This is a genomic window from Methanothrix soehngenii GP6, from assembly GCF_000204415.1.
GTDB lineage: Archaea > Halobacteriota > Methanosarcinia > Methanotrichales > Methanotrichaceae > Methanothrix > Methanothrix soehngenii.
This window is the reverse complement of sequence record NC_015416.1, coordinates 633,926-649,225: the sequence shown is the minus strand read 5'-3', so window position 1 is coordinate 649,225 and position 15,300 is coordinate 633,926. Positions and strand designations below refer to the sequence as shown.

The 15,300-nt window shown below is 52.5% G+C and carries 10 protein-coding genes; 8 read left to right on the top strand and 2 right to left on the bottom strand.

Going from position 1 to position 15,300, the window contains the following annotated elements; genetic code table 11:
* Positions 1-78 precede the first annotated feature (78 nt).
* Positions 79-1,398 carry a phosphoglucomutase gene (locus MCON_RS03135; protein WP_013718596.1) on the top strand — a complete coding sequence of 440 codons (1,320 nt, stop codon included), beginning with the start codon at positions 79-81 and terminating at the stop codon, positions 1,396-1,398.
* Positions 1,399-1,423: 25 nt separating this feature from the next.
* Positions 1,424-2,335, top strand: coding sequence for an S-layer glycoprotein N-glycosyltransferase AglJ (gene aglJ, locus MCON_RS03130; protein WP_013718595.1), 912 nt, complete (start codon positions 1,424-1,426; stop codon positions 2,333-2,335).
* 22 nt (positions 2,336-2,357) lie between these two features.
* On the opposite strand, the gene MCON_RS03125 is transcribed toward aglJ, so the two are convergent.
* Both MCON_RS03125 and MCON_RS03120 read right to left on the bottom strand, forming a co-directional pair.
* Positions 2,358-6,698 carry a C25 family cysteine peptidase gene (locus tag MCON_RS03125; protein WP_013718594.1) on the bottom strand — a complete coding sequence of 1,447 codons (4,341 nt, stop codon included), beginning with the start codon at positions 6,696-6,698 and terminating at the stop codon, positions 2,358-2,360.
* Positions 6,695-8,275, bottom strand: a complete 1,581-nt coding sequence (locus MCON_RS03120) for a COG1470 family protein (RefSeq protein WP_157863652.1) — start codon at positions 8,273-8,275, stop codon at positions 6,695-6,697. The genes MCON_RS03125 and MCON_RS03120 overlap by 4 nt, the downstream gene beginning before the upstream one ends.
* A 172-nt stretch (positions 8,276-8,447) precedes the next feature.
* On the opposite strand from MCON_RS03120, the gene MCON_RS03115 reads away from it, so the two are divergent.
* The 6 genes from MCON_RS03115 (at position 8,448) to MCON_RS03090 (ending at position 15,283) form a co-directional block, all read left to right on the top strand.
* Positions 8,448-8,921, top strand: coding sequence for a DUF2240 family protein (locus tag MCON_RS03115; RefSeq protein WP_157863651.1), 474 nt, complete (start codon positions 8,448-8,450; stop codon positions 8,919-8,921).
* 33 nt (positions 8,922-8,954) lie between these two features.
* A complete protein-coding gene (locus tag MCON_RS03110; protein ID WP_013718591.1) occupies positions 8,955-9,263 on the top strand; it encodes a hypothetical protein in 309 nt (102 codons plus the stop codon).
* 114 nt (positions 9,264-9,377) lie between these two features.
* Positions 9,378-10,742 carry a B12-binding domain-containing radical SAM protein gene (locus MCON_RS03105; protein WP_052297604.1) on the top strand — a complete coding sequence of 455 codons (1,365 nt, stop codon included), beginning with the start codon at positions 9,378-9,380 and terminating at the stop codon, positions 10,740-10,742.
* Between the two features lie 37 nt (positions 10,743-10,779).
* Entirely contained in the window at positions 10,780-12,240 is a 1,461-nt protein-coding gene (locus tag MCON_RS03100) for a B12-binding domain-containing radical SAM protein (protein ID WP_013718589.1), read from the top strand.
* Between the two features lie 144 nt (positions 12,241-12,384).
* Positions 12,385-14,025: a type I restriction-modification system subunit M gene (locus MCON_RS03095; protein ID WP_013718588.1), complete on the top strand. Its 1,641-nt coding sequence runs from the start codon at positions 12,385-12,387 to the stop codon at positions 14,023-14,025.
* 1 nt (position 14,026) lies between these two features.
* The gene (locus MCON_RS03090) at positions 14,027-15,283 is read left to right on the top strand and encodes a restriction endonuclease subunit S (RefSeq protein ID WP_013718587.1); all 1,257 of its coding nucleotides are present in this window, start codon (positions 14,027-14,029) and stop codon (positions 15,281-15,283) included.
* Positions 15,284-15,300 lie beyond the last annotated feature (17 nt).

Genomic DNA, 15,300 nt, shown 5'->3' with positions numbered 1-15,300 from the left:
TCCGATGATCCTCTCCTATCTTTTCTCCAACTTCTTTTTTCCTGGCAGAAAATAATTTAAATGCCCGAGACACAACGGATGCATGTGACAGTATTCAGAGCTTATGATGTCAGAGGTGTCTACGGCACCGATCTCACAGAGCAGTTGGTGAAGAGAGTTGGTGAATCCTTTGGATCTTATGCTGAAGGTGGTTCAGTCTCCCTGGGAAGAGATACCCGGATCAGTGGCCCAAGCCTCCAGAAGGCGTTCCTGGATGGAGTACTGAGCACAGGCTGCCAGGTTAACAGCTTTGGCATCATCCCCATTGCCATAATCAGCTTTATCACCTGGAAAGAGGAGCTCAAGGCCGCAGCCTACATATCCGCCTCTCATAATCCGCCGGAGTACAACGGCGTGCGATTCAGAACCTGTGACGGTTATGGCCTGCTCTATCAGGAGTCCTCCATAATGAAGTACTATCGGGAGGGGGGCTTTCTCGCTGGCCAGGGGATCAAGACCGATCGCGATCCAGGGGAGGCGATCGAGAGATACAGGGAGTATGTGCAAGGGAAGCTGAACCTCAAGCGTCCCCTCAAGCTGGTTTTAGACATGGGAAATGGTGCAGCCTGCACAATGGCCTCCTTCTACCAGCAGCTGGGTTTTAATCCTTTGATTTTAAACGGAACCACGGACGGCCTGTTTCCCGGCCGAGGTCCCGCTCCCAATGAGGAATCTTTGCGCCCTGCCTGCCAGATGCTAAAGAAAAAAGAGGCAGATTTCGGCGTGGGATTTGATCCGGATGCTGACAGGGGAATCGTCATCGATGATAAAGGAGCTGTCCTGCCCCCGGAGAAGGTGGCGATCATCATCACCCGGGCAAGGTACAAGCCCGGTGACCTGGTCATATCCGGCTTCGACTGTTCAATGATCCTGGAGCGAGAGCTGGAAAAGGATGGCATAAAGGTTCTGCGAGAGAGGGTGGGCGATGTCTTCGTGGCAAACCGGGTGAAAAACTCAAAAGCGGTTCTGGGCGTAGAACGAAGCGGCCACTTCTTCCTGCCCGAGTTCCAGTATTCTGATGATCCCTTCGCCATGAGCCTCGCCCTGGCTGAGATCGTGTCCAGTGGAGAGAAGCTCTCAGATCTGGCGGGCATGATACCTGATTATCCCTATAAACAGATGAGCGTCCACCTCAATGAAGACCCGGCAGCGGTTATGCTCCGCCTGGCCGATTCACTGGCTTTCTTTGAGCCGGACACAACAGATGGCTTGAAGATCACCACCGAAAGCTACAGCGTTCTCATCCGGCCGAGCAACACCGAGCCCATCATCCGGCTGTATATCGAGACCACCAGAGGGGATATGAAAGAGCTGGAGGAGCAATACAAAAAGATCATCCACCAGGCGATGAAAGCCTGAAAATTTCGCCAGAGCTGATTTAAGCGTGAGCCATAAAGACATCTGCATTCTCATACCGACCCTCAACGAAGAGAAATCCATCCAGCCCGTCATCCGCGAATTCCAGGAGCTGGGCTATGATAACATCCTGGTCGTGGACGGCCATAGCACCGACAAGACCGTAGAGAAAGCCAGAGCGTCCGGCGCAAAAGTTTTCATTCAGTCGGGATCGGGCAAAGGCCAGGCTCTAAAGGAGGTCTTCGGCCATATAAAGGAGAGGTACATCCTCTTAATCGACGGGGACGGCACCTACCTTCCTCGCGATGCTGCCAGGATCATGGAGCCCATCTTAGAGGGACAGGCAGATCACGTGGTGGGAAACAGGCTGGAGAACATTCAGGGAGGAGCCATCAAAAGGCTGAATATGTTCGGCAATAAGATGATCAACCGCTTCTTTGCGGCAATCTACCGAGTCCAGCTGCACGATATCCTGTCCGGCTACAGAGCCTTCACCACGGAAGGAATAAGGATGCTCGATCTATCCATGCCTGGCTTTGAGATCGAGTCGGAGATGACCATTGAGAGCGTAAAGAAAGGCCTGAGGATAATCGAGGTTCCCATCACCTACCAGCCCCGGTCCGCCGGAACCAAGACAAAGCTGCATCCGTTCCGGGACGGTCTGAAGATCATTCTCACCATCTTCCGCATGGCCAAGACGGAGAACCCCATGTTCTACTTTGGCCTGATGGGCTCATTCGTGGGATTGCTCGGCTTTCTGGTAGGGGTCTATGTGGCCAGAGACTGGTTATTGTGGAGAATAGAGCATGTTCCCTTAACTATATTGACGGCGATTCTGATCATAGTCGGCATCCAATTGTTCATGATCGGCATGCAGGGAGATATGATGGCCTCCATGCACCGGGAGATGATGAGAGAGCTGTACCGGAAAAAAAGATAAGGCGTTCCGCTAAAAGCTCTTATTAGCGGAACTCGAGCTTGGCCTCCCTCTTCGCCTCGAAGAGATATGCCCTTCCTGGCTCCAGAGTCTCGTTCTCTCCTAGATTGGTCCAGTCCCCGCCCTCATGCTTCCAGACGAATGCTGAGACCAGGCCCTTTTCTACTGCCTCCGGGTACCTGTACCTCTTATGCTCGGCATTGATGGTGATGTTAGCCAGATCAACGGTCTGATTCACCGGCAGTCCGATCATATTCCAGCCCACATGCAGATCCAGTCGGCAGGGGAGGTCGACCGGCTTTCCCGGTATCTCCATTGTGAAGTTCCCGGTGCTGTCTATGAGATATCCCTCACCTGCTTTGAATTGAGTCACATTGAGCTTGCCTGCCTCTTTCATGCCGAAATTCCATCCATCTTCGGCAATGGTGAATATGCTCCTGTAGGGTTTGTTCTTCAGGTATCTCTCCGCAGATGCATCCCGCGGGTTCAGATAGATGGACACAGCATTCCAGCCGGCAGTGACATTGATCCTTTGAACCTGACCGGGTATCAGCTCGTACTCGACAATAAAGCTCCTCTTCTCCCCAAGCTTCGGCCTGATGATGGGCCACATCACCCTCTTCTCCAAGCCCCGGGAATATTCATCATGCCAGAGGGATAACCCCTCCTCCTTTACCACGATCTTCTCTGCGTCCTTGGGCAAGAGCACCTCACCTATGATGGCGGGAGTGGCATCGAGGTTTAGAAGTCCGCTGGAGCTCTTTGACTCAATCCAGTATACCCAATCGGTAGCGCTCTCGTTAAGCGGAATCACTGCCACATTTAAAATCGTCTGATTCAGATCGGTTTCGTTCTCCGCCGAGAGAACGGTGGCATAAGGAAGAGAAGGAGATTTTGGCAAAGCGGGCTTGAAGCTCGGATCGCCCAGGATTACGTTCATGTAAGAGGTCTGGTTGAGCATCTCATGAACGGAGATATCCCAGGCAGGCAGGACCTCATCGTAATCTGAGTTCGGCTTTAGGCTTTCAGTGCCTCTGGACTTCAGCCGAAAGAGGTTGTCCGCATCCAGCTGGGCCTGACCCACTGTGGAATTCCTGAAGATCAGGGACTGATAGAAGCTCTTGTAGTAGTCGTCTGAGAGGAAGATATAGGATAAGGCTGAGCCTCCAATGTAGTTTACCGCTCCCGCCCTTATGAATGCCAGAGCGATGGAATCCTCCAGGTTTCCGGGGACATACATCCTCGTGCCGGTCACATTCAGATAGTATCCCTTCAGGTTGGTGGTAACACAGGCAGAAGCAGTGGTTGTCTGAGGAGGCAAACTCAGCTCTTTTACCTGCGACCCGGTAAGAGCTGAATCCGTCATTGACCAGGCAGACAGCCCCCATGAATCCTCGCTTCCGTGATGATCGAAATGAGCGATATTCTGGCCGTTGTTCAATTGCGATATCGTCTGCTGATAAGTAGCCTCTTCATGACGCAGATCCTTGACCATGAGACCTGCCTCCTCCAGATACTCCTTTATGCGTATTCCCACAGGAGCCTGAGGAAATGAGAGAGCAGGAGAGGATACAACCAGCCCATTATTCTTCCAGCTTCCATTTAGCCGATCATAAGCCATTGTGCGGGCCATGAGCTGGGAGGCATCGTAAACCGATAGCCCCATGATCCTTCCCACAGCCACCGTGCTGTAGTTGTTCAAATCCGGCTTGATCTGATAGTCTCTGTAGACCTCATATTCCATAACCTCCGAAAGCTTCTGGATGAGCCCGGTGGATATGAAAGGAATAGAGCCGGGATCGCCCACCACCATGAGATACTCCGGATCCAGGTTAAGCTCCGCTACCTTTTGATTTAGCGTCTCCTCCACCACCAGGGGATCGATCTTTTGGGGATCACAGGCCACGTCAATCAGGATGGCTTTATGAGATGATGCCGCCCCCGCTGCCACCATAGAGAGCCTGGGGACCTTGGTATGGCTGAATGCTGTGATATTCAAGACCTTGACATTGGAGCGAACCTCTATGGTGTAGTTTTCAGTCCGGGCCTCATCCGTCTCGATATTGAAGAGCCAGTTGCCTGGAGTTTGAAGGGAGACTCTCACATCATAGAGCCCATCCCTGGTTATGTTTGTCAGCTTCAGGCGGCCAGATCTCTCGTCCGGGCTGTAAAGGTTTAAAGCGAGATAACTGCTGTTCCGCTCAATGTTCCAGGAGATATTGGTGCTGCCTGAGTAGATCCATTTGGGATAGGTTAGATTGATTATAGGCGGATCGTCCACATTTCTGAGAGTATGGTTGTAAGAGAAGCCTTCATAGGCGGCAGTAGCTCCAGTGTCCAGGCGCTGCGACCAGCCGGCATCCATGGGATATAGCAGCTCTACCTCAACATTCAGGCTGGCGGACTCTCCAGGCTCGAGCCGGCCGAAATCCCAGCGGATCAGAGATCCATTAAGAAAAGCGGAGGTCTCTGTAACCGGCTTTCTGCTGTAGGGGTCGGTCACATTGACCTCCCCGTATGCGGTGCTCGCCAGCCTTATGAGCCGCCCCATGGGAAAGATATCTCGTAGCTGCACCCCCCTGAGCACCTCATCTCCACTATTGGTGAGGGTAAAATTGAGCCTGACCACCTCTCCATCTTCCTCTGCAGGAACCTGGTCAGGGGATAGCTCCGTTCTCACCAGCAGATCTCCAACCAACGAACGCTCAACCGCCTTGCTCGACGCCGGCGGCAGGAGGGATAGATCATGGGAGTTGGTCAAGACAACCATTGATGGACTCTCGTTCCTTCTTTCCATCTCCTCGACCAGCAGATCACCGCTGCCCTCGATAAGGGTGATATTCATCTGGCTCAGGTTTTGTCTCACCCTCTCCCCTGTCGGACCTGCCAAGATCACATCCTTTGCCCCCAGCCGGACGAGAGCCGATCGGGTCTCCTCCGGCAGCGCCTCATTCACAAACAACAGCGGCCAGTTCAGATAGGATGCAATAGTGGCCGCCTGGAGAGCAGCAGTATAATTCTCACCCACAATTACTGCTCCTGGAGAGCTCGCCCAGCGGCGACTTATCTGCTCACTCAGATCAAAGCTGTTGTTGACCCTTATGTTCGAGTCGCTCCTCCAGGAGATATTTCCCACCGCAAGAACCTCTCCATTAAGCTGCCGCAGCAGCCAACTGGCCGCCGAGGAGGGAGGCTCAAGCTCAGACCAGAGGGGTGTATGGACCACATCGTACTCGAAGACGACTCCCGAGGCACCTGATCCCACCAGATCCTCGATATAGCTTACAGCTCCCTTCACATTCTGGGTGGAGAGGACATAGCCCACATAATCATCATTAAGGCGAACATAAACGGGATTCGTGCTCTCTCTGCTGGCCAGCTTGACATCCTGGGGAGAAACAGGAGATATAAAGGCAAAGTCTGCCACCCCAGTCATCCGGGCAAAGTTGTATCCCTTGCTTCGGTCAAATGGGCTGTCCAGTGCCACTCCGAGCAGCACAGGGCCCAGGTCAGATGTGATGTTCCGGGCATCCATTACGATATCCATGAGCTGGTCCTGCTTCCATTCAGCCCACTTCTCCCGGTTGTAGCTATTGGCATTGACCTTGCTGATATCTATTCCCGTGTCCTGATAGAACTTCTCTTTGCATACATCGCAGTAGCAGTGATTCTCATCCTGGAATCCGAACCGATATAGGACGACTCCATCGACATGATAGTCATCGATCAGCATCTCAATTTGGTTATAAAGACGGTCTTTTACCTCTGGGTTCATCGGGCAGTAATAGCTGCTGTTTCCCCCGATCTCTGGATTTGGCTCCTGCAGCATAGAGCGATCGATGGTGGACCGATCCGGCTCTGTTGTGGCGAGGCCAACCTCAGCCATCATTGCCATCTCTTTGCTGTCCAGACCTTCCAGCGCCTCCGATGAAGCCTGGGATTCAGGAATCTCTAAAGTGACGGCAACATAAGCTTCGATTCCGTCCTTTTGAGCCGCCTTCACCAGCGCACCGACCTTCTCGCCGGAACCATGTATGGTTATAGCGCTGACGTTTGCTCCTTTGAGGGTATCCAGGATTGCCGAAGCACCGTATCGCTCCAGATCGCTCTCCTCAATCCAGCCATTTCTCTCTCCAGCATGCACCTCTTTGGGGAGGATTAGCATAGGCTTGATGACGGTCTCGTTCTCCTGAGAATAGATGGCGAGGGGAGTAGCAGCAACAGATGCATGCCAGTCGTCTGCTCCCACCAGGATGATATCCTCGACCTCGCCTTTCACTCCTCTCGCCAGTGGTTTATCGTCTGCGGCGGAGAGCAGAGTGGCGGACAGTATTGCCACGAATAATAATAAATAAAGACGTCTCAAGCGCTCACCTCCTCTAATAAGACACCCGCTTCGCTAAGTGCCTCTGTATAATCCTCTCCCACTCTGCCCACGACCATCGCCCGAGAGAGGGTTGTATTGCGTCTGGTCATATCCTCAATAGCTTCTATGGAGGCACCAGTGACGTTGCCTCTGCACACCACCATCGGTAATCCCTCGTTCATCGCTATCTTATAGGCTCTGAATATGTCTGCCTCCCTGGGGGTGGTCAAGACAACCTCGGATGTGCCATTATCCCACATCAGTTTCGTGAACAGCCAGCACTCTTCAAAGAGGCTATCGCTTTGAATGCGCTTGAGTTCAATATCTTTCAGTTTCTCCTCAACACCAGAGGGGATCACAGAATCATTGCCCAGGATCACGATTTCCAGATAGCTCTGCAGCTTCTGCAGGTAATCATCGGAGATCTCATCCGCAGGAACCATAAATATGGATGGGCTCCTATTGCCAAATAAGGCCAGGGTACCAATAGTGCCATAGATGATGTCATCTCCGGTGAGCACCGCCAATCCCTCTGGAGGCGCAGCCACAATAGTGACGGTCTCCTCAGGCATGGGAATGCCGTGGGAATCCAATAGCTGGAAGGTAAGCGGATACTCGCCCCCTTTTGATGCCAGGAAGGTGAAGTTGGCCAACCCAGGCACCTCTGGTGTGACCGTTACCATTTGTGACTGGGGGATGACTATAAGCTCATCCGGAGATTGCATCGAGACCCATATGTCCTCTTTGACGTCCAGAATTACCTTGAATTTGCCCTCATAGCTCTTATTGGTGGCGATCTTCTCCGGGACCAGGATATCGGTATCGTAGCCTCTGACCACCATTCCGAACTCGACCTCTGCCTGGATTGAGGAGTTCATGGACCGGTTGCCCAGGGATGTGGCAGTGATGGTGACATTCTCCCGAGATCCGGGCTTGTCTGTCTGTATCTGCAGTTTGATCTCATGAGTTGCCCCGGGATTCAGGGGCAGGTCATAGGGCATGCTCATGGGCTCGTCATCGTCCATCAGCACGACGCTCCAGCCCTCGGGCACAGCTCCCGCGTCAATCGAGGCGATATCTCTGAATGAGCCCAGATTCTTGACTGCCAGATTGAACTGGGCAATATCTTTAGCGCTTGCCCGGAGATAGGCTGATTTGGCATCATCCACGGTCATAGCAATGCCGTAGCTCTCCTGCACAACGACATTAATATGAAAGTCTATTCGCACCGGAATGGAGGGAGGAGCGCTCTCCATCAAGTATACGAATCCGGTGTAGACTCCAGGCTTGGTCTCCGGGGGTATACCGATATAGATCTTGATCTCCGCCTCCTCTCCAGGAGAAAGAGGCTTATCCTCTGGAACGTCGATGAAGATAAAATCCCTGGCATTTCCGATCATTTCGGTTTTAGCGATATTGAAGATGGTTGAGTCCCCATTATTCATCACCTTAAGAATCCTCTCATCTCCATCCCCTGGATGAAGAACGATGTCAAATCTTTCCTTGTCTGGTGCCAGCTGGGCGGCGCCGGCGCCGATCAGCAGGAACAGTATTATAATCGGGTATATCAGCCTCATCTTGCCCCACTTGTCATATACTGGATCTTTGCACAGTGAAATATCACATCTGCTCGCTTTAAATCCTTTGCCCAGAGGATTGCGGGAATTCATTCACCCTCTAATTTGATTGGTCTTTCTGGACAGACTGGTTTATATCTGTTATGTGCGAGAACAGATCTGGTGTGTTTCTTTGGACCGTGAGAAAGAAATCCTCGTGGCCACGCCCTTTAAGAAGCGGGGCAAGAAAAGCCTGAAGATCAGCGATTTCATATTTGCCCTCTCTTTAGACCTGAAATGGGGATCTCCAGAGAAGGTGCGCGCTCTACTCAGAGAAGCGGAAGCTGAGGGGATGGTGAAGATGGATGGAGAGATAGTGTCAGCGGCGTTTGATATCGATGCGGTGGATGTACCCCTGGGATTTAAACCCTCGACGGAAGAGGCCATACTTGACCAGGGAATTAGGCTGATCACCTCCCAGACGGGCATGAGCAGAAAGGAGGTCATAGCCCTCGCTAATGATAAGCAGGATTCGCTGAAAAAGCTGGTGGAGATGGATGCAGTGGTACTCCTGCTAGCGAGAGAGATGGGGCTAGATGTTCATGATCTGGCAGCAAAGGCCTATGAGAATCTCCTTGCCCGCGCCCGGGAAGTTCAGCCGAGCTGAAGAGAGGCGGAATCGGAAAAAAGGCAGGACGATATGGCGAGAATAGCGCTCTATGAGCTGTTGGGAATTACCAAGGAGCGGGCCGATGAAATCGCCAGGAAGGTGAGAGACTCCTTTGCGCAATCGGATACTCCCGAGGAATGGATTGGAAGGCTGATAGAGGAGTCTGGAGTGGACAGGAGTAATGCGGATATCTTTGCCTGCGGGTGGTTTGCCGGAAAGTACGCCGGAGTTTCAGAGGTCTTCAATGTGGTGCAAAATGAGATGGACAGCATGGAGAAGGATAAAGCAGAAAAGCGAGAACTGGAGAGCCGACATCCTGGACAGAATGGATATGCTTAGGCTGCCAGTATCATTTTATTCTGAGCGGCAAAATTCTGTTGGAATTTATATGGAATTAACAAGTGCAATCAGTAATCGTAACCTTAATCTTCCATGGGAGCGATCTTGGGAGTTATGACTCATCGAGTCCTCTTTACAACCGCTTACCGAAATAGCTCTGAGCCATACGACTACATCGGGGCCAACACCCGGTCATGGTTCAGATTTTACTGGCCGCGCATTCAATCCTTCGGCCTGAGATTCCTGAAGCAGAACATTCCGGAGATTGAGATACTGGAGTTCCCCACCTGGGATGAATATGAAAAGAAGCTCCAAGAGGGCTGGGATGTTGTTGGCCTCTCCTTTTACCTTAGCGAGACCCACGAAGCAGTAGAGATGGCAGAGGCGGCACGCAGTGCGGGGGCAGGAGAGGTCTGGGCAGGAAACTATGGAGCCCTAACCACCGCCGTGCAGGACAGGTTCGACAAGGTCTTTGTGGGATATGCAGAGCATCAACTGGCGCCCTATTTCGGCAGGCAGATAAAGGATGTCATCCATCCGCCGCTTATCGAGTATCTGAATACGCCCTTCAATATCAAGGTGAACATCTATGGGGTCCTTTTCACTACCCGGGGCTGCCCAGTGGGATGCAAGTTCTGCCAGACTCCGGTTTTCTGCAATAAACCCAATATAATCTCCCTGGAGAGCATCGAGAGGGTTCTTGCCTACTACAAAAAAATGGGAATAAATGTGGTGATAATCGAGGATGAGAACTTCGGTTGCAACCGCCGCCATGCGGATGAGGTTGTGAAGCTCCTGGACAAGTATGGGATGGTCTGGGGGTGCATGGCCCGGGCTGATTATCTGAGAAAGAAGATCGATGATTGGGCTGACGCCCGGATGAAGAACGGCAAACAGGTATCCGGCTTTGCCGGGGCGGCTATCGGCATTGAGAACCTGCATCAAGAGCGTCTGGACGAAATCAAGAAGAAGGAAGGCACCGAGGATATTCTGGAGACGCTGAGAATGCTGCAGGCTCGAGGCCTGGGGACGATTGGCTACTATATGATCGGATTTGAGGAGGATACAAAAGAGTCGCTAAAGGTGGACATAAAGAAGCTGGCTGCCCTCAAGCTGGACATAACTCAGATATGCGTCATTACTCCTTTGCCCCAGACCCCATTGTGGAGAGAGATCGAGGAGAAGTATGGCATATTCGACCAGGACTATCATCATTATGATGGAAAGCATCTGGTCTGGAACCACCCCCATATAAAACCGGATGAGATGCAGGAGATATTAGACCGGTCGCTCCGCCAGGTCCATTCCTGGTATGTGCCCCTGCGCATCTCTGGAAGGGTGTGGTACAATGCTTATCGCTATGGAGGATGGGATGGGATAAAAGAGGTTGCCGGTTACATCTCCCGGGCAAACAAGTTCGACTGGAATCAGGGGCCCAGGTTCCTCCCCTTGCCGGGAAATAAAGGATCATCCGCATGAATATGAACGCAAAAACCTGAATAAACGAAGGCTCTGGATGAAGATACTCCTCCTATCCTCCCCTGTGGTTCAGCTGGACTTCGACCGCATAGCCCGCCTGCCCAATCTGGGGCTGGCCAGCCTGGCGGCGCATGTGGATGACCTGTGCACAGTTCATGTGGCAGACATTCACGGACTGAAAGACCATCGAGAATATGTGAAAAAACAGGTTCAAGATTACGATCTCGTCGGCCTGACCGCTATGAGCTTCCAGTATCAAGAGGCACTAGCTCTGGCCAGGATTGCCAAAGAGGCAGGGGCTCAGACGGTCTTTGGCGGCTATCATCCCACTCTCGCGGCAGAGGAGATCGGCCAGAGCGATGACAGCCAGCTCATCGACTATATCGTGCGGGGTGAAGGCGAGGCCACCTTCCGGGAGCTCACTGAGTCCCTGCTGGCAGGAAAAGAGCTGAAGGAGGTCCTGGGCCTGTCCTACCATGATCCGGGCAGCAATAGAATGGTTCACAATCCGGCCAGGCCTCTCTTGGATGTATCGGATATCAGGATGCCCAACAGAGACGCCCGGCTCATCACCCGCGGCTTTCTGACCTTTGATGTGCCCATCGATTCAGTGGAGACCAGCCGGGGATGCACTCAGGGCTGCAAGTTCTGTTCCATCAATCTCATGTACGGCCGCCACTTCCGTACCTTCCCCATCGAGAGAGTAGTCGAGGATATCCGGGATGCGGAGGAGCATGGTGCCGGCTCGATTTTTTTCCCAGATGACAACATCACATTGAACCCCAAGAGGCTGGAGAGGCTCTGCCAGGCGATAATCGATGCCGGGCTCACTCACCTCCGTTACAAGACCCAGGCCTCCGCTTCCGGCATTGCCTCGAGCAAGAGGCTTGTCGACAAGATGGGCGAGGCGGGTTTTGACGGCGTCTTTTTGGGGGTGGAGAGCATCAATAAGAGGAACCTGGAGTTCTTGGGCAAGGGCAAGATGTCAAATGATGCCGAGATCGCGGTGCAGTACCTGCATGACAACAACATCATCGTCTCCACTGGCCTCATCGGCGGGAACCCGGATGACGATGAGGAGGACCTGTGGGAGAACTTCCATCTGGCCCGCAGGCTGAAGGTGGACTTTCCCATCTTCTATATCTCCACTCCCTATCCGAAGACCCAGATGAGAGCGGAGCTGGAGGAGATGGGCCTTGTGACCAGGAACGACTTCAACAAGTACGATGGCATGCATGCCAACCTGAAGACGAAGCACCTCTCAGACGAAGAGGTGCAGTACATCACCTGGGAGATGAATGCCCGCTACTATGACCTGGACTGGATCAGGTATAATAAAGTCAAGAAGATCTACCCCAAGTGGTTTGCGGGAGAGATCAAGAGGCTGGTTCCCTTTTATGCTAAAAGAAAGCTGGACCTGGCCACTGGGAGGAAGACGCCCCGTGATTTCTTCCAGGAGGATTTAGAGAGCGGGGAGCTGTGCAAAGGAGTGGTCTAGGATATCGGCATCTGGCTATTTCGAGCCGGATTTCCCACCGCTACGATCCTCTTTCAGCTTGTTTTCAATTTTGATCGAATGCCACCAAATAATTAAAGACCTATCCGCATAAGTCTCTCTTGGATTTGAGGGGATGGCAGGAAAGTGGCGAGGAGAAAAAGGAACAACAATACCATTGGACTGAATTCAACAGGGCAGGTGGCCCCCGCCCTGGCGGAGGACGCCCATCTGGATATTTCAATGCTCGAGACATGGCTGTGGGATGCGGCCTGCGCTATCCGGGGGGCAACGGACGCGCCCAAGTTCAAGGACTTCATCCTGCCTTTGGTCTTCTTCAAGCGCCTCTCCGACGTCTTCGAGGATGAGTTTGCCGCTCACGTCCGGGAATACGGGGACGAAGAGCTAGCCAGGACTATTGTTGAAGAGGACCTGGCCCACTCTCTGAAGACGGGGAGCACTCCCATAATCAGATTCTACGTTCCCGGGGACTATAACTGGAGGGCCATTCGCAATCACGGTGCAGATGGCCGGCTGGGGGAGTTCGTGACGGAATCCCTGCGGGAGGTTGCCAGGCTTAATCCCGACCTGCAGGGCGTCCTGGATATCAAGGACTACAATGAGCGCCAGTCAGGGCAGCGCACTTTAGACGACGACCGGCTGGGGGCACTAATCGAGGTCTTGAGCCGGCATAGGCTTGGGCTGGAGAATGCAGAGCCCGATATCTTAGGAAGGGCATATGAGTATCTGCTGCGCAAGTTCGCCGAGGGGCAGGGGCAGTCTGCGGGGGAGTTTTACACCCCGAAAGAGGTAGGGGACCTCATTGCCGAGCTGATCGATCCCGTGCCCTACAGCACCATTTACGATCCGGCCTGCGGCTCGGGTGGCCTCTTGATCAAGGCCCGGCTGCTGTATGAGCGTCGTCATCCGGATGAGCGGTCGCGGGCGCCAAGGCTGTGGGGCCAGGAGCTGAATCCGGTCACCTTCGCCATGGCCAAGATGAACATGTTCCTGCATGACTACACCGATTCGAGCTTTGCCATTGGAGACACCTTCAGAAAGCCGGGATTCGGCCCGGAGGGCTCGCTCATGCAGTTCGATTACGTGGTCGCCAATCCGATGTGGAACCAGGACAACTATGATGATGCATTTTACGAGAACGACTCCTTCAACCGCTTCAACTTCGGCATACCGCCCCGCTCCTCGGCAGACTGGGGATGGGTGCAGCACATGTTCGCCTCCCTGAAAGAGGGCGGGAGGGCGGCTGTGGTCCTGGACACGGGTGCCGTCTCCCGTGGTTCGGGGTCTAGGTCCTCGAACCGGGAGAAGGCCATCCGGCAGGCTTTTGTCGAAGCGGACGCCATCGAGGGGGTGGTGCTCCTGCCTGAGAACCTGTTCTACAACACCACCGCACCCGGAATCATATTGCTTTTGAGAAAGGGCAAGCCAGAGGAGCGAGCCGGGCAGATTTTGCTGGTCAATGCCTCCAACTACTTTGTGAAGGAGAAGCCCAAGAACGCTCTCACCCCGGAGGGAATTGCAGCGGTGGCGGAGGTCTACCAGAAATGGGAGACGCGAGAGAAGCTCAGCCGGGTGATCACCCTGGACGAGGTGAGGGAGGCGGACTACAACCTCAGCCCGTCGCAGTTTGTGGAGATAAACGAGCGGGAGAAGCATCGGCCCATTGCGGAGATTCTGGCGGATTTGGAAGAGGCAAGGGCGGAGAGGGAGAGGGCGGATGGGGAGCTGGCGGAAATTCTTAATACGCTCAAGCTTGAGGCGTATTAAAATGGATTATGTGGACACCCCTTCTAGTTGGAAAATGATATCACTGGATGAAGTGTGTGAATTACGTAAAGAAGCAATACATCCCAACAAATACCCTGATCTGCCTTATGTTGGTTTAGAACATATTGATTCTAGCAATTCAATACTAAAAAGGAGTGGGAGCAGCTTTGAGGTAAACAGCTCTAAATCAAAGTTTCATTCAGGAGATATTCTTTACGGAAAACTGAGACCATACCTTGATAAATCGGTGTTAGTTGATTTTGATGGTATGTGCTCTACCGATATTCTCGTTTTGAAGACCAAAGAATCAATTGTCCCTCAATTCTTGGTTAATATTATTCATACCAGCCAATTCATAAATTATGCTGTAAATTCATCTAAGGGCTTGAATCATCCTAGAACTTCTTGGTCTTCTATATCTGCGTTTAAGTTTCTGCTCCCACCTCTTCCCGAGCAGCGCGCCATCGCCCGTGCCATGCGCGCGGTGCAGGCGGCGCGGGAGGCCCGGTTGCGGGAGATTGCGCTGGAGAGGGAGCGAAAGGCGGCATTGATGGAGCACCTCTTCACGCATGGAACCAGAGGCGAGCCGACCAAGATGACGGAGATCGGGGAGATGCCGGAGAGCTGGTCCATGATTCAATTAGAGGAGGCATGTATAAAAATTGTCGATTGCCCCCATAGTACGCCTCACTTTTCGCCTGCAGGAGTTCTTGTTGTAAGAAATTTCAATATCAGAAATGGACGATTGGATTTAAAGTTTCCCTCTTATACAACAGAAGAAGAATATTCTGAGAGGGTCAAACGTTGTGAACCTACTGAAGGCGATGTTTTATTCAGTCGAGAAGCACCAGTTGGAGAAGCATGTCTTGTTCCTCCAGATGTAAGATTGTGCTTAGGACAGAGGATGATGCTGCTAAGAGTTGACACCTCAAAATTGAATAGATTTTTCTTGGTTCAGGTGTTTTATTCCAATGCAATAAGATCCATCATGATGGCAATCTCAAGCGGTGTAACAGCCAAACATTTAAACGTGGCAGATGTTAAAAGACTTAGAATTCCGTTTTCATCGATGGAAGAACAGAAACAAATTAGTGATATTCTAAGCGCCTGCGATTCAAAGATCACCGCCTTGGAGCATGAGGCCAGTCTGCATGATGAGCTTTTCCGAGCTATGCTGGAGGAGCTGATGAATGGGAGACTCTTGACCAGATATTTGATCGAATCCGGATCAGATTCTTCCGTACTCAACGATATCTAATTTGGATGAAGGAGGGA